Here is a 23,306-nt window from a genome sequence, read left to right on the forward strand (position 1 = left end):
AGGACCTGCTTGAAGAGTTCAGCGTGGTCTTCTGAAGCGGCCTTGGCTTCGCTGGTTTCTTCATGATCTGCTGTTGGGAGCTTATGCGGTCCCGCGAATCGATAAAGCCGCGGATACTACTTGCTGGATGGGTGCTGCGATGTCCACCACAACGCCAGCTTCGTCGGCCGCGAGTGGTTCCAGCGTGGCGAGCTGGGACTCAAGCAGCGCCGGCGGCATGAAATGCCCCGACCGGCCCTCAAGGCGCTGGCTGAGCACTTCCTTGCTGCCGTGCAGATGCAGGAAGACAGCGTCCGGAGCCTGCTGCCGGACGGCATCGCGGTAGCAGCGGCGCAGCGCGGAGCACGCCAGGACCATGCCGCCGTCGCCCGCGGTGGCCAACTGGGTGCCCACGGTGGCGAGCCACGGCCAGCGGTCCTCGTCCGTCAGTGGTACGCCGGCTGCCATCTTGGCGACGTTCTCCACCGGGTGGAGGGAATCGCCGTCAAGGAACGGGACGCCAAGCTCCCGTGCGACGAGGTCGCCGATGGTGGTCTTGCCGCAGCCGGAGACTCCCATCACGATGACGCGGAGCTTGGGCTGGCCGGTGTTGGGGTTGGAAGCGTTCACCAGTCGTGGACCGTTCCGTCGATGAGGCGGTTGTAGGGCAGGTAGGCCTGCTGGTAGGGGTAGGCCGCCGCGGCTTCCTCGTTGAATTCCACACCGATGCCGGGCTTGTCCCCGGGGTGCAGGTAGCCGTCCACGAAGGTCATGGACTGCTCGAAGACCTCGTTGGTCTTCTCCGAGTGCTGCATGTATTCCTGGATGCCGTAGTTGTGGATGGCCAGGCCCACGTGCAGCTGCGCGGCGAAGCCCACCGGGGAGATGTCGGTGGGGCCGTGGAAGCCGGACTTGATTTGGTACTGCGCGGCGAAGTCCATCACCTTCTTCAGGGGGGAGATCCCGCCGAAGTGGGTCGAGGCCGCGCGGACGTAGTCGATCAGTTGTTCCTTGATGAGGGTCTGGTAGTCCCAGACGGTGTTGAAGATTTCACCGATGGCCAGCGGGGTGGTGGTGTGCTGGCGGACCAGGCGCAGGCCCTCCTGATTTTCGGCCGGGGTGCAGTCCTCGAGCCAGAACAGGTCGTAGGGTTCTAGGGCCTTGCCGAGCTTGGCGGCCTGGATGGGCGTCATCCGGTGGTGGCCGTCGTGCAGCAGCGGGATCTCGGGGCCGAACTCGTTCCGGACGGCTTCGAACACGGTGGGCAGGTGCCGAAGGTAGGCGCGGGTGTCCCAGTCCTCCTCCAGCGGGAAAGTGCCCCGGCCGGCGGGTTCGTAATCGTAGCGTTCGCCGGAGGCCTGTGCCTGCGCGGCCACGCCGTAGACCGCTTTAATGCCGGGGACGGCGGTCTGGATGCGGATGGACTTGTACCCCAGTTCCAGGTGCTCGCGCACAGAATCAAAGAGGGAAGGTAGGTCCGCGCCGGAGGCATGGCCGTAGGCGCGCAGCCCGTTGCGGGACGCCCCGCCCAACAGCTGGTAGACCGGCATGCCGGCCATTTTGCCCTTGATGTCCCACAGCGCCATGTCGACGGCGGCGATCGCAGCCATCGTCACCGGTCCGCGGCGCCAGTAGGAGCTGCGGTAGAGGAACTGCCAGGTGTCCTCGATCCGGTGCGGGTCCTTGCCGATCAGCAGCTGCGCAACGTGTTCCTTTAGGTACGCGGCGACGGCGAGCTCCCGGCCGTTCAGGGTGGCGTCACCGATGCCGGTGACACCGTCCTCGGTGGTGATCCGGAGGGTCACGAAGTTCCGGGACGGACTGGTTACGAAGACGTCGGCGGCAATGATTTTCACAGCGAATCCTTTCGAGGGGAGGCAAGTGCCTCAGTTGAAGTGGAAGCGGGCTTGTCGAAGCTTTCCTGCAAGCTCTCGATGAGTTGGACCACGGCGTCGTTAGCGGCCAATGTGGGGTCCGCCAGGGCCAGCAGGGCACGGGTCCGGTTAGTGTCGGTGAGCAGGTTTGCGGCGTCCACGGCGTCAGCCAGCGGGTCTTGAAAGGATGTGCTTGCAGCGGTGTAGTCCATCCAGGCCGCGATCATGGACGCAGCGGCAGCACCGGACCTGCCGGCGGCGCGTTCCGCCTGGAGGGCCGGAACGGCGCGCATCCGCAGCTTGGTGCTGCCATCCATGGCGATCTGTGAGAGGTTGTGGGCAATCCTGGCGTTACTTAACCGCGCGAGCAACGCGGCACGGTAGGCGGGGATCTGCAGCTCCCCGGCGGGAAGGTTGGCCTCGGCCTCGTCCCAGAAAGCTTCCACCGCCTGGCGGCACACCGGGTCCGCCAGCGCCTCCGCTACTGTGCTGTGGCCGCGCAGTTGCCCGGCGTAGGCCAGCATGGAATGCGCGCCGTTGAGCAACCACAGTTTTCGGTTCTCATAGGGCTCGATGTCTGCCACGAAGAGGGCACCGGCGTCTTCCCAGCGGGGACGGCCGGCGGGAAACTGACCGCTCAGCACCCAGCTGGAGAAGGGTTCTGCCACTACGGGTGACGTATCGCGGTAGCCGCACGCGGCCTGGACGTCAGCCACATCCTCATCGGTGGTCCGCGGGGTGATGCGGTCAACGGAGGTGCTGACGAAGCTGACGTTGCTGTCGATCCAGGCGGCGAGCCCGGCATCCAGCGCACCGGCGAATCCGGCCACCGCCTGCCGTGCAACGGCGCCGTTATTGGAAAGGTTGTCGCAGCAGACCACGGCGATGGGCCCGGACCCGGCGTCGCGGCGGGCGGCGAGTGCCAGCACCAGCCTTCCCAGCGGCGTGGCCGCGGTTCCGTTGCCGGAACCCAGCAGCGCAAGGTCGGTGGCGACGTCGGGCGCTGCCGTGTCGAGCTTTCCGTCAGTGCCCAGGCCGTAGGCGGCCTCGGTGATGGTCAGCATGACCACGGCAGTGCCGGGCGCAGCGACGAGTTCGGCAAGCCGCTTTACGTCTGCGCCGTCCACCGCCTCGACGATGCTGCCAACCACCGTGAAGGAGTCGCCGGTCTCTGCCCGTTCCACCAGGGTGTACAGCCCGTCCTGGTCAGCCAGCGCGGCGGCGGCGTCGGGACGGCGGCCGGTGAAGGCGGCAATCCCCCACTCCGCGGCGTCCCCTGCCTGCTGGGTGTACCAGGCCTGGTGTGAACGATGGAAGGCCCCCAAGCCCAGGTGGACAATGCGGACCGGGGCTTTCGGGGCAGGGCGGAGTGCACGGCTCAGCCGCGGAAGTTCCGCGGCTGCAGCGGGCCGGGCAGGGGTTCGAAGTTCAGTGTTCACAGCTTGAACACCCGCCGGGGGGAGGCATCGACGATGTCGATAATGAGTTCGTGCGCGCGGTCCTCGCTGACCCGGTGTTCCGCTACGAGCCGGGCCAGGAACGATGCCTCGATCCGGCGGGAGGCGTCGTGCCGGGCCGGAATGGAGCAGAAGGCCCGGGTGTCGTCGATGAATCCGGAGGAACGCGAGAAGCCGGCCGTCTCGGTAACGGCGGAGCGGAACCGCAGCATCGCATCGGGGGCGTCCAGGAACCACCACGGCGCGCCCAGGTAGACGGACGGGTAGAACCCGGCCAACGGGGCGAGTTCGCGGGAGAACACGGTCTCGTCCAGCGTGAAGAGCACCAGGTGGAAGTCCTTCGCGGTGCCGAAGTCCTGCAGCACGGGGCGGATGGCCTCTGTGTAGTTGACCGCGAACGGAATGTCGTGCCCGGTGTCCGCGCCGAAGGCGTTGAACGTGGGCTCGTGGTGGTTGCGGTACGAACCTGGGTGGATGGTCATCACCAGGCCGTCCTCCACGGACATCCGGGCCATCTGGTACATCATGTGGGCTTCGAAGTCATTACGGTCCTGGGCGGTTGCCTTGCCGGAGCGGGCACGGTCGAACAGTTTCGCCGCAGCAGCAGGGTCCAGCTTGAGCGTCGCCGGGGTCAGCACGCCATGGTCCGCCGAGACGGCACCGTGCTCCACAAAATAGCGGCGCCGGTTTTCCAGCGCGGTGAGGTAGGCGCCATAGCCCGTGCCGCCGTCGCCCGCTGCCGCGATGAGCCGGTCCACGTTCTCCAACCACGACGGGTGGGCAATGTTCAGGTAGGCATCGGGGCGGAAGGTGGGCAGGACACGCCCATGAAAGCTCGGGTCCTGGGCGATGGCCTCGTGGCTTTCCAGCGTGTCCAAGGGATCATCCGTGGTGGCCAGGACTTCAATGTTGAAGTCCTTGAACAGCTCCCGCGGCCGGAAGCCCGGCTCCTGGAGCTTGGCGGCAAGGGCGTCATAACTGGCATCAGCCGACATCTCCCCCAGGTCTGTACCCAGCTTGAACACGGAATCGAGCTGGGTGCGCAGCCAGTAGCCCGAGGCCGTGCCTTCAAACAGCGGCCAGGATTCCACAAACGTCCGCCAGACCTCACGCGATGTGGGTGCCGACGTCGCTCCGTCGCGCAACCGGTCCATGGGGACCCCGCTGGCATGGATCAGCCGGGTGACGTAGTGGTCCGGACTGACCAGGAGGGCGGCAGGATCGGGGAACGGCGTGTTCTGCTCGATGACTGCGGCGTCAACGTGGCCGTGCGGGGAAATGATGGGCAGGTCCTGCACACGCTCCAGCAAGGAACGCGCGATGCTGCGCGTCCCGGGATCTGCGGGCAGGAGCCTGTCGGGGTGGGCGGCAATCGACTGTGACATTTCGTCAGCTCACTCAGCTCTCATTGCTTGAAGAACCCTAACCTCAGGAAAGTAACTACGGGTCGCAGAGACGTCTACAGGTTGGTCACCAAGAACCGTAAAGGAGCCATGAGCCCGGAGGTCGTCTGAGGCTGAGCCCACCCAAACTGAAACCTCTCCTGGCTCGACGACGAATCGGCCGTCGTGAGCAGTATGTCCCAGCTGCGAGCCCCGGACTTTATAACTGACTTCTGCCTCGTCGCCGCTTTCAAGTTCTATTCGCGCGAATCCTGCCAACTGTTGTGCAGGCCGGGTGATTCCCGTTCCCAGCAGGCCGACGTACAGCTGGGAAACTTCTGCACTGCGGATCGTTCCTATGTTCCTGACAGGGACAGTTATCGTAACTTCCTGCTCTGCAGTGATGGCCGCCGGCTCAATCCGCAGTTCACCGTATTCGAACTCCGAGTAGCTCAGCCCGTGCCCGAAAGCATACAGGGGGGTGCTTGGCATGTCGGCGTAGGCCTTGGCCATGTCGATACTTTCGCGACGGTAGCCACTGCCTCTTTTCTGCGCCTGATAGATCGGTACCTGCCCTGAGTGCCGGGGAATCGAAAATGGCAGCTTCCCTGAAGGAGCAGCAAGGCCAAAGAGTACGCGGGCGAGGGCCGTGGCGCCTTCCGGCCCTGGATAGTAGGCGGTCACCAGGGCGGGCAGGGCCTCATCCACGCCGGAGAGCCCGTAGGGGCGCCCCATATAGAGGACCGCTGCGGTAGGCTTCCCGACTGCGGTCACTTCCTTTACAAGCTGTACCTGCCGTGCGGGCAGGTCGATATTGGCGGAGTCCGTGCCCTCACCTTCCGTGGTTGTTCCGGAGAAAGCGCCCGCCCTGCCGCCAATGGCGAGGATGACCACGTCAGCTGTCGAGGCGGCAGCCACCGCCGCCTCAATGTCATGCGGATCTGAATCAAGAACACCTGTACCGGAAACGGCGACGACCTCCGCTTCTGGCATAAGCTGCCTCACTGCCTCAGCCAGGCTCTGGCTCCCATACTCTTCGCGAACAACCTTCTCCAGATCGAGGTTCTCCATGGCACTGACGCGCTCCTCGGCAGCTTTTCTCATTGCCTCGGGCATGCCATCGAGCGCCCCTTCCATCCCGACCATCCGTGACCGGCCGGTCATCATCCCCTTGATCATTTCCAAAGCCGTGGGATACGTGTAATTGGCGAAGTTGACCATCACAGAGTCCGCGTGCGGGCCAATGACCGCGATGCGGCGAACACCGCGGTCAAACGGCAACAGATTGTTTTCGTTCTTCAACAGGGTTACGGATTGGGCGGCCAGTTCCTCCGACAATTCACGGCCCTCCTTAGCCACCGCCCTCAGCCGGATTGGATCCTCATTCACAAAAGGATCCTCGAACAGTCCGAGTTCGAATTTATGGGTAAGAACCCTCAGAACAGCCCGGTCGACCAAAGTTTCATCGACCATCCCCTTTTCCACGGCCGCAGCCAGTGCCGGTCCGTAGCCGTAAGCACTCGGCAGTTCGACATCCAGGCCTGCGGTCAGTGACATCGCACCCGCCTCCTCCGGAGTTCGGGCCACCCGCTGCCGTTCAACCAGATACTGAATGGTGCGGTAATCAGCCACCACGGTCCCTTCAAAACCCAGCTTCTTTCGAAGCAGGTCCGTGAGCACGGCCGACGATGCTGCTACCGGAACACCATCAATCTCGGAATAGCTGTTCATGACGCTGCGAAGGCCAGCCAGGCGGATGGCAGCTTCAAAGGGCGTTGCGTAGACGTCGTAAAGTTCCCGCATGCCAAGTTGCGTGGCAGCAAGGTTCTGGCCTGCCTCCGTCATCGCATACCCCAGGAAATGTTTGGCTGTGGCCAGAACACCTTGGCGGAGATCCTCCCCCTGCAGGCCCTGCACAAAAGCCACGCCCATCGCCGAGACGAGCAGGACTTCTTCGCCATACGTTTCATGCACCCGGCCCCAGCGGGCGTCCCGCGCTACGTCCAGAACGGGTGCCAACCCCTGACGGATACCGAGTGACAGCATCTGCCGCCTGGTCAACTCTGCCATTTCACGGACTTTGGCCGGATTCCAGGTCGCAGCCAGACCGATAGCCGTAGGGAAAGAGGAGTGGCCTTCTGCAACAACACCATTGAGCGCTTCGTTGTGGAGGATGGCGGGAATTGCCAGGCGGGTGGAGTCGCGCAAAAACGACTGGATGTCATTGTTCATCTTGGCCAAACGCTCAGGTCCACCGCCTGCCATGCCTACACCGGAGATGTGGCCGATGCCCTGGCTGAGGTGCCGGCTCAGTTGCTCTTTGGCAATTCCGTCGGCTCCGAGAAGCGGCTGCGGCAGGATTCCTACGAGCTGCATGGATTTCTCCGCCAGAGTCATGCGGCCCAACAGATCCGCCGCGCGGTCGGCTACAGGGAGAGAGGGGTTCTGGTAAGTCATCGGGGACCTTTCGTTTGGCTCGCATATCCTCAGCGCGGCCATCAACGGGACCCGCCACCGAATATAGTATTGCGTTTCGAATTTCATCGTAGCATCTTATTGGCAATCGGTTTCCAGTTTCGCGGCCCTAATTTTGTCCCGCTTCTACAGGAGCCCTCCGGTCCCGCTCGCACGCCATGGGTGCCCGCGGGATGCCCGAGACGGTGAACCTGCCCGCAGTCGATGAACATCCCCAGGTAGGCACAAATCGCACTGCCTCAGGCGCAGCCGTCACAGGGCACGGCAGGAGCGCCCGAAGAGGGCGCCCTGACGTGGCTGGAGTTTCATCATGCCGTTCCCGAAAGCAGGGGCACGCCTTAGTGCACCGGGGCTGAACCAGGGCCCTGCACGCTGCGTCGAATTCGGTTGCTACAAACGAGAAGCCAGTCCCCTGGGTTGGTTCCCTCCCATTTCAGCCGGCTTGGCGGGCCATGTGGCGGGCCCCGCGGAGACCGAACACGACGGCGGGTCCGATGGTGGAGCCCGGGCCGGGGTACGTCCGCCCCATGACAGAGGCGGAGTTGTTGCCAGCGGAGTAGAGACCCTTAATGACCGTGCCGTCTTCGCGCAACGCGCGTGCATCACCGTCGGTGACAACGCCACCCTTGGTGCCGAGGTCTCCGATCACCACTTTGAAGGCGGTGAAAGGGCCCTTTTCGAGCGGGCCGAGGCAGGGGTTCGGATGAACTGTAGGGTCGCCATAGTAGCGGTCGTAGGCCGAGTTACCGCGGCCGAAGTCACCGTCAACACCGGCGCGAGCAAAGCCGTTAAACCGGTGAATGCTCGCCTCCAATCGAGTTGGATCCATGTCGAGCTTGGCGGCGAGCCCGGTGATTGTGTCCGCCTTGACCATGATCCCTGCATCCTTCATGGCCTTGTTGTTCTTCGGCTCGATCGCGAAAGTGCGCAGGTAGCGCCGGGCATGCCGCACATCGCCGACCAGCCAGTACGGGCCGTCCTTGTCGTGCACGAGCATGTGGTGTCCGAGGTCGACGTAGGACTCGGACTCGTTCACGAACCGGTCACCCCTGGCATCGAGGATGACTGAGTAAGGCAGTGCACGTTCACCGACTATGAAGGCGGGGCCGTGGCCGGGCGCTGCGGCGATTGATCCGCCCCACCATGCGTCGTCCATGAGCTCAAGTGCTGCGCCGTTGTCCTGCGCGATTTCGATGGGGCGCCCCAGGTTGCCGGGAGCGCCCGATGGGGCGCCGTCGATCCCGTGGTGCTTTTGGCGGAGGTCCTTATTGTGGTCAAAGCCACCGCCGGCCAGCATCACGCCGCGTGTAGCGCCGATGGTCAGGGGCTTGCCGTCCCGGGTGATCCGCACCCCTGCGACACGGCCGTCCTCGACGATGAGTTCCTGCAGCGGGGCATTCAGCCACAGGTCGGTACCTTGCTTCTGCACAACGACGTCAAGGAACGCACCAGCGAATCCTGCGCCGATGCCGGCAAGCTTTTTGCCGGTGGCCAGGCCGCCGAGGGCGCGGAAGACGAGCTGCGCCCCGCGGATGAAGCCGGAGGGTGTGGACCAGGCACGGCCCAGGAGCCATATGTCGTCGGTTTTAATCGGCAGCGCGGCGGGCGCCTGGCAGGTTTTCCACCAGTGGCCGATCTTTTTGATGTCGAACGGCTTCACCTCCAGGCCACGGCCGACCTTGCCGCCCGGGAGCTCGGGGTAGTAGTCGGGGTAGTCCGCCGCACGTTCGAACCTCACCCCGTACTTCTCCGCCGTGGTGACGAAGTCGGCGACGCCGTCGACGAACGCCTCCTTCCGGAGCCGTGTGGTGGCGCGCCCCTCCTCGCCGACCGTCGTCTCGAGGTAGGTCAGCGCCTCGTCGCGGGAGTCGCCGGCATGGTCCCGCTGCATGAGCGGGTTGTTCGGCAGCCACATGCCGCCCCCGGACATGGCCGTGTTGCCACCCCACTTGCCGGTGCTCTCCAGCAGGAGGACCCGCAGGCCCTCGTCCGCGGCACCCATTGCTGTCGCCAGTCCTGCGGCACCCGTGCCGACGATAATGACGTCATAGCTGTGGTCAAAAAGCGTTGACTCCGACATGCTTCTGCTCCTTCACTTGCTGGGCGCCGGTCTCGACTTGGGACTGGCTTTGGACACGGACGACGACGGAACCTCCCGCCGTCGTGCGCTTCAGTTCATTACAGGGCTGACCAGCCGCCGTCGGAGGCGAGGATGGCGCCGTTGACGTTGGTGCCGTCGTCGCTGAGCAGGAAGGTGATCGAGGCAGCCAACTGCGCGGCAGTGGCGGGGGTGGGGATGTTGGCCTGCATGAGCGGACCGAGGCGTTCGGCGGCCATCCGGGAACCAAAGTTCGCCACGATGCCGGTGATGGTGGGTCCGGGTGCCACTGCGTTGAAGCGGAGCCCCTTCGGGCCATAGATCACGGCAGAGTTCTTGGTAAGGCCAACGACAGCATGCTTGGAGGCAGTGTAGGCGGCGCCGGCGGCCGAGCCGCGGATGCCGGCCTCCGAAGAGACGTTCACCACAGAGCCCGAGCCTGCCTCAAGCATCAGCGGTGTCACCGCGCGGGTGAGGCGCATCAGGGCCGTGACGTTGATGCGGAAGACACGGTCCCAGAGTTCGTCATCCACCTCATGGATGGGGGCAAAGTTGTCCATGATCCCGGCCACGTTGGCCAGGGCATCCACTCGTCCTCCGGCGGCAGCAACGACGGCGGCAACGGTTTCCTCGGTGGAAATGTCACCGGCCACGGGCGTAAGGTCCAGGCCGCTGTTCTCTTCAACCAGTGCATCCAGGCGTTCCTTGCTGATGTCCGCGGCGATGACCCTGCCGCCCTCCTTCGCGACGCGCAGGGCAGTTGCCTGCCCGATCCCGGAGGCTGCACCGGTGACAATGACGGTTTTCCCTGCAAAACGGTTGCTGGTGATGGCTTCTTGCCACGTGACTTCGTTGCCCATGATGTCCTTCCAGACGGCTGATGTTGTGGATTTCGGCGATAGCCCGTGCAACCCACCTTATGACACGCTGTGTCACTATGGAAGGGTGAATACTGGTGGGATGCATTCGGATAACCTGATCACCCCCTCTCGCCCCCCGGGGCGGCCGGTGAGCGTTGATCCGGACGCTGTAGCAGCCCTTGCCCTGAAAATGTTTTCTGAACGCGGGTATGAGCAAACCTCCATGGAAGACATCGCCCGTGAGGCCGGGGTGGGGCGAAAAACCCTCTACCGCCATTTCGCGAACAAGGCGGAGTTGGTGTGGGGCGGAATGGGACCGGCGATCCAAGCCTCCGCACCCCTAATGGCTGCGTCTCCAGCCCCTAACATGACAGCCGAAGAGATCCTGGGGGGTCTTCGTGATGCGCTGATTGCCGGCGTGGACGCCCTTCCCGACCTAGCCGTCACGCGAGGACGGCTGCGGCTGATCTCGGAGCATCCGGAACTGATGAGCCGAAGCTACGAATTCCTCGCGGCACAACGCGACAGGACGCGCTCCTATCTGACCGCCCGCGGCATTCCGGAAACTACAGCACGATATTTGTGCGCCGCACTTATAGGCGCCTCATTTGAAGCCTGGCTGCAATGGGCCGCCGGCGACGATCCCGTACCTACAACCCATCTCCAGGCAGCACTGTCAGTCCTGCATCTGGACCCGGCCTGACTCATTCTCTCGGCCCAATCCCCCGCCTTCGAGCCGGGTTCCGAAGTCGAACCCGCATCCAGTGCCCCCTCATCACCCGCTCCACGGCTGACGCATGTACGCACTGACACTGGGTCCGGAACGAAAGCATGGCCGCAGGTACCAGAGCCGCACTTCCCCTTGAGCAAGCCGTTCAGTCGCCTCCAAAAAAAATTACAGCAATCGGTTGTCAGCACCCCGAAAGGATGTTTCACTAGTTCCAGTACGAAATTAGAAATACGTTACTAATTTCCGCGAGGCCCACTGCAGGCTGACACTTTGCGGTGCAGGCAACTCATTCCATGACCAAAGGAGTTCTTGTGAACACCCGTGTGATCCGACCTCGATTCCGTTCCGGGATCGCTACTTCAGTTGCAGCAGCTGTTTTGCTGGCGATGACTGCCTGCTCTGGCAGTCCCGCCCAGGAAGAGGCCGATTCCGGTTCGACCGGCGCCAACTCCAATGCCACTATGGCTCTGGCAGTCGCTGCGGCTCCGGCTTCTCTTGATCCCGCCCAGCTCCAGGAGGGTCAGCAGACCTATGTCTGGGGGTCAGTTTTTGACACGCTCCTTTACGTTGACAACGCGGGCAAACTTCAGCCCAACGCCGCGGAAAGCTGGAAGCTTTCCGAGGACGGCCTGACATTGTCCCTGACCTTGCGGGACGGGCTGACGTTCAGCAACGGTGATGCCGTGACCGCTAAAGACGTCGCGGGGACATTGGAGCGGACCCGGACCACGCCTGGCCAGCAGCAGGGCAAGCTGGCTTCCGTCGAGTCCATTGAAGCCCCGGACGAGAAGACCGTCGTCCTTAAGTTAAAGCAGCAGGACCCCTCGCTTCTTCACAACATGGCGCTGGCCGCGGGCGTCATCGGTGACCCCGAGACCCTCGACGACAAGACCAGCGCATTGAACCCGACGGGATCGGGCCCGTACACGCTTGATCAGAGCGCAACTGTCGCAGGCACCACCTACGTTTTGAACCGCCGCGACGACTACTGGAACGCCAAGGCGTACCCCTTCAAGACCCTGACTGTCCGGGTCATCCAGGACCGCACCGCTGTTTTCAACGCCTTGCAGGCCGGGGAACTTGATGCCGGAAACGTTGAAGCCCAGCAGGTCCAGCAGATTGAAGCCGCGGGCTTCAAAACCAAAAAGGTGGAAGCCACTGCGGTAGCCAACCTCGTTCTTGCTGACCGCGAGGGCACCATTTTGGAGCCCCTGGCCGACGAACGCGTGCGAAAAGCCATCAACATGGCTTTTGATCGGGAGAAGCTGGTCCAGCAGGTCCTGCGCGGATCCGGCAAGGCAACAGTGCAAATCTTCAACCCGAAGGGTGTAGCCTATGACGCCTCGCTGGAGGACACCTACAAGTTCGATCCGGCAGGTGCTAAGAAGCTGCTTGCGGAGGCGGGATACGCGGACGGGTTCGAAGTCACCATGCCGAGTACCGTGATTTCGAAGTCCTTCGAACCCCTTATCACTCAGCCGCTGGCTGACATTGGCATCAAGGTGAACTGGGAGCCGGTTCCGCCGCAGAATGCCGCCGCAGCTGTTTCCTCGAAGAAGTACCCGATGGTGTTCTTCATTGACGGACTCAACGTGGCACCGCGGGAACTTCAGAACAACTTTGGTGAGAACGGGTTCCTCAACCCCTTCGGCACCGAAGACCCCGAACTGACGGAGCTCATTTCCCAGGTCTCCCTTGAGTCCGATGAAGCCAAGGCCGCAGAGCTCTATAAGAAAATCAACGCACACATCGTAGAGAATGCCTTGACCTCGCCATTGTTCTACCTCGGCACCATCTGGGCGACCAAGGATGGCATCGAGTACCTCGGTGATGGCTCAAACACCATGAGCACTATCCGGGCGTTCGACACCACGAAGTGATAACGGAGAGCCCCGGGCGTAGTCGTCCGGGGCTCTTCTCCCCTGCTTACTCCTTTGAAGGACCGTCATGACCACCTATATTCTGCGTCGGCTTGGGACAGGACTCCTGCTCGCAATGCTGGTGACGCTGATCACCTTTTTCCTGCTTAGCCTCTCATTCGACGCGGTCGTCCGTGCCCGACTCGGAAGCGTCGCCACCCCCGAGTCCGTGGCTGCAATGACGGCCGAACTAGGCTTCGACCGTCCGGTACTGGTCCAGTACTTTGAATGGCTCGGCGGAGTTCTACGCGGTGACTTTGGTACATCGTTGTTCACCAGCGAACCCGTCGGTCCAGCGGTTGCTTCGCGGCTGGCCGTCACGTTGTCCATCGTGCTCGTGGCCCTGGCTATCACCGTCTTGATCAGTGTCACTCTCGGAGTCGTCGCAGCTACCCGAGGCGGCCTGGTGGACCGCCTGGCGCAGGCAGCGTCCCTGGTGGGTTACATCATTCCGGGTCTGCTCATTGCGATTGTGCTGGTTGTGGTTTTCGCTATCAACCTCCGAATGTTGCCTGCGACCGGGTATACCCCCTTCGATGTGAATCCGGGCAGATGGGCTGCCACCATCACCATTCCCGTCATCGTGCTCGTCATCGGCGGCGCCGCGAATATCACGGCCCAGGTCCGCGGCACGATGATCGACGAGTTGCGAAAGGACTATGTCCGGACCCTGCGTACCCGGGGAATCTCCACGCGGTCCATCGTTCTCAAGCATGCCCTGCGCAACGCCGCCGGGCCTGCTTTGACCGTGCTGTCCTTCGAGTTCATCGCCATGCTCGGTGGGGCGCTGATCATTGAGAAGGTATTCGCGCTGCCCGGGTTTGGCACGTTTGCGTTCAATTCCTCCTTGCAGGGGGACATCACCGTGATTATGGGCATCACGCTGTTCAGCGTTTTGCTCGTGGTCTGCATCAATCTCCTAGTCGACCTTGTGAACGGGTGGCTCAATCCGAAAGCGAGAATCTTTTGAGCGTCGAAGAACTCATCGTCGAACCGGTCCATACAGCTGCCCCCCGTAAGTCAGCCTGGCGGAAACTGCTCAAGGACCCCCAGGCTGTCATCACAGCAGGTCTGCTGCTGGTCATCACCCTGCTCGGAATCCTGACCCCGCTCCTGACCCAGCATGGGCCCAACGAGGCTTCGCTGGATGCCATCAACGCCCCCATGGGGACTGCCGGATACCCGTTGGGCGGGGACCAGAATGGGCAGGACATCTTTACGCGCCTGCTCCACTCCATCAACACCAGCATGATCTCCGGGCTGATCGGAACGAGCGTTGCCCTCGCAATCGGCGTGACCTTCGGTTTGATCGGTGGCTACTACGGGCGCAAGCTCCAAGGCGTCACCGAGTGGGTCTTCAGCCTCATCATGACGTTCCCCGGCATCCTCTTGCTGATCATTCTCATGCCTGTCACCAAAGGCGACTACCGCTCCACAATGCTCATTTACGGTGTCCTGCTGTCCCCCGGAATTTACCGGATCGTCAGGAACCAGGTCGTGGGGGTCAAGAACGAACTGTTTGTAGACGCTGCCAAGGTATCGGGCCTTTCAGATCTTAGAATCCTTGGCCGTCATGTCCTCTTCGTTGTCCGCGGACCCATCATTATCGCCGCAGCTTTCCTGGCCGGCTCAGCCATCACGTTGCAGTCGGGCCTGGCGTTCCTTGGCGTCGGTTCCAACACCATCCCAAGCTTTGGTGCGATGATCGCGGACGGATTCCTGAACCTGTATGAAGAGCCCACCCAGTTCCTCTGGCCAAGCCTGCTTCTGGGCGTGATCACCGCGTCAATGGTGCTGCTCGGGAACGCACTGCGTGACGCCTTCGAAGGCGTCCGGCCCAAAGCCGCAAAGCGTCTGACGGCGAAGGTCCAGGCAACACCATCGGTGCAGCAGGAGGCGGCCATCGACGAACCCCTGCTGCTGACCGTCAGGGACCTCGCAATCGCTTATCCCACACCTACAGGGGAACTCCGCGAAGTGGTCAACGGCGTTAACCTGGAGTTGGCTGCCGGCCAGACCTTGGGTTTGGTTGGTGAGTCCGGCTCAGGAAAGACGCAGACAGCCTTTGCCGTCCTCGGCGTCCTGCCTCCTGAGGCCGTTATCACCCGCGGATCAATAAAGTTGGATGGCCGTGAGCTTCTTGGCCTCAGCGAAGGGGAACTTCGCTCCCTCCGTGGTCGGTCCATCGCCTACATTCCCCAGGAACCGATGTCGAACCTGGATCCGTCCTTTTCGGTGGGGGCCCAGCTGGTCGAAGGTATCCGTGCATCCTCTGAGATGTCGGCCAAGGAAGCGAAGGAACGCGTGTTCGCGCTCCTGAAGCGTGTCGGCATCACGGACCCTGATCGGACCTTTCATTCCTACCCGCATCAGATTTCCGGAGGTATGGCCCAGCGGGTTCTGATTGCCGGAGCCGTGGCAAGCCGGCCGAAGCTGCTCATCGCCGACGAACCGACCACCGCTCTTGACGTCACCGTTCAGGCCGAAATCCTGGACCTCCTGCGTGACCTGCAGGCAGAACTGAACATGGCTGTACTCCTGGTCACTCACAATTTCGGTGTTGTAGCGGACATTTGTGACCGAATTGCGGTGATGCAGTACGGACAGATTGTGGAATCGGGAACTGCATTGGATATCTTCCACAATCCTCAGCACGCCTACACCACCATGCTTCTAGACTCCATTCTCGACGAGACCACGGTGCGTAAGGATGGCCCCATGGCCTTCCACAACCCGGTCGGAAAGCAGCACTGATGAGCACCCTGCTCGATGTAAACCAGCTGAGGGTTGCCTACCCGGGGCGCGGTTTCCGCGCCAAGCCACATGAGGTCCTGCACGGGGTTTCCCTGACGATCGGCGAAGGTGAGACTCTTGGCGTCGTTGGTGAATCCGGTTCAGGAAAAACCACCATCGGCCGCGCAGTACTGGGACTGGTCAAACCCAGCGGCGGCAAGATCACCTTCAGGGACCGGGACATCACCCATGTCAGCCCCAAGGAGCGCCGGGAGCTGTCCAAGGACATACAGGTAGTCTTCCAGGACCCCTACACCTCCCTTAACCCGTCCATGACCATCGGCGACATCCTCAGCGAGCCGCTCATTATTCAGGGCCGTACCCGGGTTGATGCGAGGACGCGTGTCAGGCTGCTCCTTGACCAGGTGGGGCTGCCAGCTGATGCCATCGAACGGCTCCCACGTGAGTTCAGCGGTGGCCAGCGCCAACGGGTTGCAATTGCCCGCGCCCTGGCGCCGGAGCCCAAGCTCATTGTATGCGACGAGCCGGTTTCAGCGCTTGACCTCTCCACCCAGGCGCGGGTCCTGGACCTTTTTATCGATATTCAGCGTCAAACCGGGGTGGCCTACCTGTTCGTCTCCCATGACCTTGCCGTGGTGAGGCATGTCAGTCACAGGGTCAGCGTCGTCTATAAGGGAGATATCGTCGAGACCGGGTCAGCTGAAGTGGTGACATCGGACCCTGAGCACCCCTACACACAGCGGCTCTTGCTCGCTGCTCCGATTGCCGATCCTGTGGCTCAGGAGAAAAGACGGGCTGAACGGCGCCGGCTCCTGGAGCTCCACCGCGAACAGGACCTGCAGGCAGGTGTTGTCCGCGCATGACCACAGAGCCGATTCTTCCCGGCTTCCACCCGGACCCGTCCATCTGCAGGCTAGGCGACGACTACTTTCTGGTGAACTCCAGCTTTGAATATTTTCCAGGCGTGCCCATCTTCCACAGCAAGAATCTGCTCGACTGGACGCAGATCGGCAACGTTCTGGATCGGGAGACCCAGCTGAATGTGCGCCCGGGCATCACGGGCGCCGGGGGAGGCATCTACGCACCAACGCTCCGGTACCACGACGGCGAGTTCTGGCTGGCCACAACCAACATCACGGACATCCGCCGCGGGCACCTTATTGTCCGCGCCAAGGACCCGGCGGGTCCATGGACTGAACCGGTATACACCACCGGCGCCGTGGGGGTTGATCCCGATTTGTCCTGGGACGGCGAGGGAACCTGCCACCTCACCTGGTCACACCCCATGGCCGGCATCTTCCATGCAACCGTAGACCCGGCCACCGGTGAGCTCCAGTCGACTCCACACGAATTGTGGAAAGGTACCGGCCTTGCCCATCCCGAGGGGCCGCACCTTTTCCAACGCAACGGCTGGTGGTACCTACTGGTCGCTGAAGGCGGCACCCACCACGGGCATTCGGTCTCAATCGCCCGCTCCCGCACCATCGAAGGCCCGTTCCAAGGACATCCGCAGAACCCAATTTTTTCTCATCGGAGCACCCCGCACGCTATTCAAAACACCGGCCACGCGGACCTGGTTGAGCGCACCGATGGCACTTGGGCGATGGTTTACCTAGGCGTGCGTCCGCGCGGTTCGTTCCCGAAATACCACGTCAATGGGCGGGAAACTTTTCTTGCCGGTGTGGACTGGGTGGAGGACTGGCCCGTGGTGAGGCCTGAAGCATTTGACCCACCGAGAGTCGAAACGTCGTTTCGCGACAATTTCTCCACGAATGAATTGCACCCTCGATGGATTTCTCCAGGTGTCAATCCTCGTTCTTTCACTACCCGGGACGGCGAATCCGGGCTGATTCTCTCCGAGGGCCGAGGGGTTGAGGAGACAGAGGCGGTCAAACTGCTGGCTGTAAGAGCCCGCGATCCGGAATGGACCGCCGTTGCGACAATTCCTGACGGTGATGCCGCCCTCGTGGTGCGCATCGATGATCAACATTGGGCCGGCGTTGAAAGATGCGGAAATCACCTAAAGGTGCGTCTGGTAGTGGGGCCACTCGATCAGGAACTGGCTGTCCAGGACGGCGTCTTTCCTGAGTCGCCGCTCGCCATCCGGTCCGTGGGACCGGAGGCCGGGCACCGGTTCCGCAGCGGCCCGGACACACTCGAGCTGGGGTACCTCAGAAACAACCAATTCTGCCGGCTTGCAAGTGTTGACGGCCGCTATCTCTCAACAGAGGTCGCCGGCGGCTTCACCGGGCGGGTCATCGGCGTTGAGGCGCTGGGTTCGCCCGCAAAAATCAGCAGCTTCGAGTATCAGGGGTTTCCCGCATCGGAAATCCGCGAAACCAGCCTTGAAACAACCGCAGCAACACCTTAGTCAATGCCAGGAATGAACGAACGGAGGAACAGGCGCACATGTCGTTTAATCCGTTCCGTGTCCCGGTCATACAGCCATTGAATTTGCAGTCCGTCAGTCAATGCAACGAACATAGCCGCCAGGTCTTCGGGGGCGATGTCGCTTTTCAGCTCACCACGTTCTGCCAATGCCGCGAACGCTCGGGTGTAGAGGCCTATGGAGCTGGCATAGCGTTGCCGATAGTAGTCATGGGCTGGATGGTCAGGAGAAGTGGCCTCCGTGGAGAGCGTACTGTGCAACTCGATCAGACCCGGCTGCAGGTCATTTGCAGCTACGGTCTTCAGCATTGCCTTTATGGCCGCGGTACTTGCCGGTACCGTCAGCACGTCCACCCCGCGCTCCAGAAAGAATTCCTTCCTTTTCTGGTCCCTGAGCTTCAGAACCCCGGAGAGCAGCTCGTCCTTATTGGCGAAGTGATGGAGGAGCCCGGTATGACTTATGCCGGCGCGCTGCGCCACTTCTTTCATGGTCAGGTTGTGGAAGCCCGTCTGCCCAAAGAGCTCGATGCACGTTTCAAGAATGCGCGACTGCAGAGCTGCGGTCTTCGCATACGGTCCGCGTTGTTTGGCCGTGGCCGTGGGCATGGTGATTCCTATCGTCGCCGTTTCTAACACCAAAATAGCATCAGGATTGAAATTTCAGTGGTACGCACTCGGTGGGATTGACAAACAAGCAACATCAAACGAAGCCGTTGCCTGGGGGCCGGCAAGGGAGGAAATGATGTGCACCAAAGAAAGCCCTGTAAAGAGTCCGGGCCAGCTGGATGGCTACTGGCAGCCCGTCGATGATTGGACACAGCTCCAGGACCGGTTCGTGGAAATCCACCGACGTGGCACCATCCTTGACCGCGGCCTAGTTGATGCCGTGACGAATGACGGCTCCATTCTGTGGCTCGCCCACGACGGGGCAGCCACCCGGCGTTTGATCCTTAAGCAGGATGGCGTTAACGCAAAGCTCCATGGGCCAGGGAGACTTTCGGGTGAGTGAAAAGATTGCGGCCGGTGAGAAGGCAATACGTCCCGCCCGTAAAGCCCAGCCCACAATTTACGACATCGCCCGCGCGACGGGCGTCAATCCGTCCACAGTGTCCAGAGCGTTAAGCAATCCTGGTCGGGTCAATGCCAAGACGGCTCAACGCATCAGGGATGCGGCGACCGCCATGGATTACAGGATCAATCCGATGGCCAGGGCGCTGCCCACGGGGATGACCAATACGGTAGGCCTCGTTATGTCCGACATTACGAATCCTGTCTACTTTGACCTTATTCGAGGCGCGGGGCGTGCCACAGAAGCCGAAGGCTACACCCTTGTCCTCGCCGAGTCGCAGGAATCCCCGGAGTTGGAAGCGCAAACCGTCCAGCGGCTTCTGGCCTCCGTTGACGGGCTGGTTCTGGTGGGTACCCGATTGCCGGAGAGCGATATCCGTGCCTCCGCAGGCCGCAAACCCGTCGTCCTGGTTAACCGTGCGGTGCCCGGGCTGCCCAGTGTCATTCCCGACGTTGTCCCGGGAATCAAACACGCGCTTGACCATCTTCACGGACTCGGCCATCGTTCTGTCGCCTTCCTGTCAGGCCCGGCCAACTCCTGGATGAACTCGCTGCGCTGGGAAGTGATCCTTGAAGAAGCCCTGGGCCGAGGCATGTCGATTGTTGAGATAGGTCCAGGCCAGCCCACTGTGGAAGGTGGCCACAAGGGACTGCGCCGAATCCGGGCAGCCGGCGCCACAGCGGTCCTTGCCTATAATGACCTTATGGCTCTTGGTCTGCTCACAGCCTGCCAGGAAGCGAACATCGCAGTACCGGAAGAGCTAAGCATCGTTGGATTCGATGACATCTTCGGTTCCGCGTTCACTTCTCCCCAATTGACCACAATCCGCACGCCTCTCGGCACAGCCGGCGAATACGCGGTCCGTCGCCTCGTAGAGAGCGTGCGGGGTAATGAGGAGCCTGCGCCCGTGGAACTGATGACGGAACTCGTGGCTCGCGGATCAACAGGCCGGATCCCGCCAGGGGCAAGGACCTAGCCCGGGGCTGGAGTGCTGCTTTGTTCTGGTTTAGGGGAGTCGGGGCGCCGGCATGAACGGCAACCGGTGAGTTGGTGGGTCCCGTGCTGTCAGCTATTAGTTTCGCGGACGCCGAGCACTGTTATCAGTCCGCCGACAAGGGCAAGGGCACCGGCGGCCAGGAACAGTAAGGTGTAATTCCTGTCGGTCCCCGTCGCCCCAATGGAGAGCAGGACGGGGGCCAGCCCGGGGGCCAGCGCGGCTGGAATCTTCTGTGAGAAGCTCGTTATCGCCATGAACTTTCCTGCTTGTGTTTCCCGGTGTGGGAGGACATCAAGGACGAGTGCCTGTCCTACCGAGATGAAGACTGCAATGCCCAGGGATGAGATCAAGGATCCTGCGATAAGGGTGATGAAGTCGTGCGAGAAGGCCGACACCACCGTGCCTGCCGCGTAAATTACGGCACCCACCAGAATAAAGGGTTGGCGGCGGTTGGCACGGTCGGAGAACCACCCGCCGCCTAATGCGCCGGCGGTCGAGCTGACGATGCTTGCAGCTGAGATCACCGCGATGACAGTCGTGACCTCCGCGACGCTGATGCCCAGCCGTTGGGCGTAGAAGAAAGTGGCGTAGCTGGTGGTGAAGGTCAGTCCGAGGAAGAACACGAAACGCCCCGCCCATGTCCAGGCAAACGCCGGATGCTCCTTGGGGTTGAAAACGAAACTTCTGAACACGCTTCCAATTGAAAGTGGGCCGGCTGAGGCGGCGCCGCGGGTGTCCTTTTCCGGAGCAAGGACGACGAAGGCGCCGACCAGAAGTGTTCCGATGGCAGCCGGGAGCAGGAACACCCATAATGCGTCAGCAGTAACCCGTCCGACGAGGATGATTCCGATGACAGGGGAAATCTGCATCGTTAGGCCCGTCAGGCCGGACACCTTGCCCCGCTGGACCCCAGGCAGGTTGTCAGCCTGGTAATTGCCTATGGACCCCACAGCTGTACCCCATCCGACTGTGGACAGGACCCAACCGGCACCAAGTACAACAACGTTCGGAGCGAACGCCATGAGCGGTATCGCGGCCAGCCCAAGTACTGTACCGATCACGGTAAACGGCCGTCGCCTGCCCCATCGGGACCGCATTCTGTCACTGAGGATGCCTGTGAGTGGTGCAGCGATCAGGGAGCACAGCGAACCAATGCCGAGCATGTATCCCAGGAACTCTTCCCGTCCCGGGGCAAGTTCGTTGAGCCTGAGGGCCAGGGAAAAGGCCATCGGCACGATCATCGCCATGCCACCGCCGAAGGTGGCCAGGACGAGCAAGGTCACCGTCGCCCGGCTTACAGGCTTCTGCGGATTTCCGGCAATGTCAGGTGTCGGTGCATCGGTGTCGGGAGGCGACGGCAACGCGACGTTCGATTTCGGAATCCGCCCTATTTCGGTCTCGAACGGCTCCGAACCTCCTGCCGCTTCCTCCTTAGGGACCAACGCGTTTACCCCCTCCCGTAAATGCGGCGACCTGACACGGGCGGACGACCACGCCCCGATTTTTTTCCACCCGTGTCCTGACGTCGTTCTAGTTGCTGGTTCCTGGCTTTTGGTTTTCGAGGCCCCGCCAGCGGGTCCGCAGTGCATGGGCCGCCGACTTGGGCTTACGGTCCCGGGTGAAGACGCCCTTCCTGTTCCCGTCAACGCGGTGGATGCCGTTGGACGTTTGGAAGTCTGCGAAGTTCCAGACCTGCTCCCCCACGAAGGACGGGATGCTGTCGAAGACCCGGTGGTTCATGTCCAGATAGTCGGCCTGGTACTCCTCCGTCCACGGCATGTCCCAGACAGAGTGGAGGCCCGGCAGGGTATCCGCGCCGTACTCCGCCATCATGATGGGCTTTCCAAACTTGTCAACCCACCCCTGCAGTTCGCCCTTGAGGTAGGTTTCGGCTGTTGCCAGGTCTCCGGTGGCTACGTACCAGCCGTAGTAGCGGTTGAGGCACATGACATCGAAGAGGTCTGCGATCCTGTCATTCTTGAATGTGGCGAACATGACAACTGCGTAGGTGACCGGGCGGGTTGGATCAAGCGTCCGGGTCAGTTCCACGAGCGGTGCGAAGTACTCCCTGGCGCCTTCTTCGTTGGACGATGGCTCATTTGCAATGCACCACATGACGACGCTGGGGTGGTTCTTGTCCCGGGCGATCAACTCGCGGATCGCCTGGGCGTGGGCGGCCTGGGTGTCGTCGTTGAAGGTTTCGGGGGAGAACGTAGGTGTTGTTGCTCCACCGGCAAGTCCTCCCTGCACGGCGAGGTTGAGCCCGACTGCGGCGGTCTCGTCGATGACGACGATGCCGTGGCGGTCTGCGAAGTCCATGACCTCCTCGGCGTAGGGGTAGTGGGAGGTCCGGAACGAGTTGGCGCCGACCCACTCCAGCAGTTGGAAGTCATGCACCAGGTACGCGTCATCATGGCCCTTGCCGCGCACGGGTGAGTCCTCATGCTTGCCAAAGCCTGTGAAGTAGAACGGCTCGCCGTTGATAAGGAACTCGGCGCCGCGCACTTCGACCGTTCGGACGCCAAAGGTTTGTGTGTAGCTGTCGATGACTTCGCCGTTGTCGACGATCTCCGCGACCAGGTTGTACAGGTAGGCGGCCCCGGGCTTCCAGAGGTTTGCGGCTTCGATGCGCAGGGTTCCGGCTGCTCCTTCAGCTTCCGCAACCTGGGTACCGGAGGCATCCAGCGCGCGGACCCGCACTGTCGAAGGGGCGGATGCTTGGACGTCGTACGTCACGACGCCGGTGGTGCCCTCAATATCGGTGACGACGGTGATGTCTTCAACCCGTTGCTGGGGCGCGCTGTAGAGCCAGACGGAGCGGGAAAGCCCGGCGTAGTTGTAGAAGTCGTGCAGGTATTTCTGCTGCCGCCGGCCATCCTGGGCTACCGTGATGGACCCTGGGGGGATGGTGATGTTTGTCAGTTCATTATTTACGCCGATGGTCAGACGGAACTCTTCCCCCGGAGCGACCAGGTCCGTGATGTCCATCTCGAATGGCGTGTAACCCCCAATGTGTTGTCCCACGAAAGAGTCGTTGACGTAAACACGGCCTTCATGGGTGGCGGCATCCACGCGCAGGAAGATCCGGTCTGAAGTCCATCTGCGGGGGACGCAGACTTTGCGCTGGTACCAGGCCCAACCGACGTGGTCGCGGATGGCGGAGTCAACGAAGAGATCGTTGTAGCTGGCAGGGACTGCGGCTTCAAGTCCGCTGTCAAGGGTGCCGGTCCAGGCCTGGGGCCTTGAGTCGCGTTCGATGTCGAACGCCCAGAGTCCGTCAAGCGAAATGAGTTCACGGGTGGGCGACATTTGCGGTTTAAGCAT

18 protein-coding genes are annotated in these 23,306 nt (G+C 62.0%); 8 read left to right on the plus strand and 10 right to left on the minus strand.

Going from position 1 to position 23,306, the window contains the following annotated elements; translation table 11 throughout:
• Window positions 1-81: 81 nt before the first annotated feature.
• The 7 genes from NXY83_RS18315 to NXY83_RS18345 all read right to left on the minus strand — a co-directional run bounded on the left by NXY83_RS18315 (window position 82) and on the right by NXY83_RS18345 (window position 10,125).
• On the minus strand, window positions 82-609 hold the full coding sequence (locus tag NXY83_RS18315; protein WP_309484100.1) for a gluconokinase: 528 nt from the start codon (window positions 607-609) through the stop codon (window positions 82-84).
• Window positions 606-1,835: a D-mannonate dehydratase ManD gene (manD, locus tag NXY83_RS18320; RefSeq protein ID WP_258803636.1), complete on the minus strand. Its 1,230-nt coding sequence runs from the start codon at window positions 1,833-1,835 to the stop codon at window positions 606-608. Before manD ends, NXY83_RS18315 begins: the two co-directional genes overlap by 4 nt.
• The gene (locus NXY83_RS18325) at window positions 1,832-3,292 is read right to left on the minus strand and encodes a mannitol dehydrogenase family protein (protein WP_258803637.1); all 1,461 of its coding nucleotides are present in this window, start codon (window positions 3,290-3,292) and stop codon (window positions 1,832-1,834) included. Before NXY83_RS18325 ends, manD begins: the two co-directional genes overlap by 4 nt.
• Window positions 3,289-4,695 carry a glucuronate isomerase gene (uxaC, locus tag NXY83_RS18330; protein WP_258803638.1) on the minus strand — a complete coding sequence of 469 codons (1,407 nt, stop codon included), beginning with the start codon at window positions 4,693-4,695 and terminating at the stop codon, window positions 3,289-3,291. The genes NXY83_RS18325 and uxaC overlap by 4 nt, the downstream gene beginning before the upstream one ends.
• A 9-nt stretch (window positions 4,696-4,704) precedes the next feature.
• The gene (locus tag NXY83_RS18335; RefSeq protein ID WP_258803639.1) at window positions 4,705-7,149 is read right to left on the minus strand and encodes a beta-glucosidase family protein; all 2,445 of its coding nucleotides are present in this window, start codon (window positions 7,147-7,149) and stop codon (window positions 4,705-4,707) included.
• Window positions 7,150-7,600: 451 nt separating this feature from the next.
• A complete protein-coding gene (locus tag NXY83_RS18340; protein WP_258803640.1) occupies window positions 7,601-9,247 on the minus strand; it encodes an FAD-dependent oxidoreductase in 1,647 nt (548 codons plus the stop codon).
• Window positions 9,248-9,345: 98 nt separating this feature from the next.
• The gene (locus tag NXY83_RS18345) at window positions 9,346-10,125 is read right to left on the minus strand and encodes an SDR family NAD(P)-dependent oxidoreductase (RefSeq protein WP_258803641.1); all 780 of its coding nucleotides are present in this window, start codon (window positions 10,123-10,125) and stop codon (window positions 9,346-9,348) included.
• A 100-nt stretch (window positions 10,126-10,225) separates the two neighbouring features.
• Here NXY83_RS18345 and NXY83_RS18350 point away from each other — a divergent pair, with 100 nt between their 5' ends.
• From NXY83_RS18350 to NXY83_RS18375, 6 genes are all read left to right on the plus strand, one after another.
• Window positions 10,226-10,828, plus strand: coding sequence for a TetR/AcrR family transcriptional regulator (locus NXY83_RS18350; protein ID WP_258803642.1), 603 nt, complete (start codon window positions 10,226-10,228; stop codon window positions 10,826-10,828).
• A gap of 338 nt (window positions 10,829-11,166) precedes the next feature.
• Complete coding sequence (locus tag NXY83_RS18355) at window positions 11,167-12,735, plus strand: ABC transporter substrate-binding protein (RefSeq protein WP_258803643.1); 1,569 nt, start codon at window positions 11,167-11,169, stop codon at window positions 12,733-12,735.
• A gap of 67 nt (window positions 12,736-12,802) precedes the next feature.
• Window positions 12,803-13,744 carry an ABC transporter permease gene (locus NXY83_RS18360; RefSeq protein ID WP_258803644.1) on the plus strand — a complete coding sequence of 314 codons (942 nt, stop codon included), beginning with the start codon at window positions 12,803-12,805 and terminating at the stop codon, window positions 13,742-13,744.
• Window positions 13,741-15,528: a dipeptide/oligopeptide/nickel ABC transporter permease/ATP-binding protein gene (locus NXY83_RS18365; protein ID WP_258803645.1), complete on the plus strand. Its 1,788-nt coding sequence runs from the start codon at window positions 13,741-13,743 to the stop codon at window positions 15,526-15,528. Before NXY83_RS18360 ends, NXY83_RS18365 begins: the two co-directional genes overlap by 4 nt.
• Window positions 15,528-16,391, plus strand: a complete 864-nt coding sequence (locus NXY83_RS18370) for an ATP-binding cassette domain-containing protein (RefSeq protein ID WP_258803646.1) — start codon at window positions 15,528-15,530, stop codon at window positions 16,389-16,391. Before NXY83_RS18365 ends, NXY83_RS18370 begins: the two co-directional genes overlap by 1 nt.
• The gene (locus tag NXY83_RS18375; RefSeq protein ID WP_258803647.1) at window positions 16,388-17,899 is read left to right on the plus strand and encodes a glycoside hydrolase family 43 protein; all 1,512 of its coding nucleotides are present in this window, start codon (window positions 16,388-16,390) and stop codon (window positions 17,897-17,899) included. The genes NXY83_RS18370 and NXY83_RS18375 overlap by 4 nt, the downstream gene beginning before the upstream one ends.
• Here the strand turns inward: NXY83_RS18375 and NXY83_RS18380 are convergent.
• Window positions 17,896-18,522 carry a TetR/AcrR family transcriptional regulator gene (locus tag NXY83_RS18380; protein ID WP_258803648.1) on the minus strand — a complete coding sequence of 209 codons (627 nt, stop codon included), beginning with the start codon at window positions 18,520-18,522 and terminating at the stop codon, window positions 17,896-17,898. The genes NXY83_RS18375 and NXY83_RS18380 overlap by 4 nt on opposite strands.
• Here NXY83_RS18380 and NXY83_RS18385 point away from each other — a divergent pair.
• Entirely contained in the window at window positions 18,521-18,925 is a 405-nt protein-coding gene (locus tag NXY83_RS18385) for a hypothetical protein (RefSeq protein WP_258803649.1), read from the plus strand. The genes NXY83_RS18380 and NXY83_RS18385 overlap by 2 nt on opposite strands.
• Window positions 18,918-19,961: a LacI family DNA-binding transcriptional regulator gene (locus tag NXY83_RS18390; protein WP_258803650.1), complete on the plus strand. Its 1,044-nt coding sequence runs from the start codon at window positions 18,918-18,920 to the stop codon at window positions 19,959-19,961. The genes NXY83_RS18385 and NXY83_RS18390 overlap by 8 nt, the downstream gene beginning before the upstream one ends.
• Before the next feature lie 89 nt (window positions 19,962-20,050).
• Here the strand turns inward: NXY83_RS18390 and NXY83_RS18395 are convergent, their stop codons facing one another.
• A complete protein-coding gene (locus tag NXY83_RS18395) occupies window positions 20,051-21,265 on the minus strand; it encodes an MFS transporter (protein ID WP_258803651.1) in 1,215 nt (404 codons plus the stop codon).
• A gap of 247 nt (window positions 21,266-21,512) precedes the next feature.
• Window positions 21,513-23,306, minus strand: a complete 1,794-nt coding sequence (uidA, locus tag NXY83_RS18400) for a beta-glucuronidase (protein ID WP_258803652.1) — start codon at window positions 23,304-23,306, stop codon at window positions 21,513-21,515.

The organism is Pseudarthrobacter sp. NS4, assembly GCF_024758005.1.
In the GTDB taxonomy this organism is placed as follows: Bacteria; Actinomycetota; Actinomycetes; order Actinomycetales; family Micrococcaceae; genus Arthrobacter.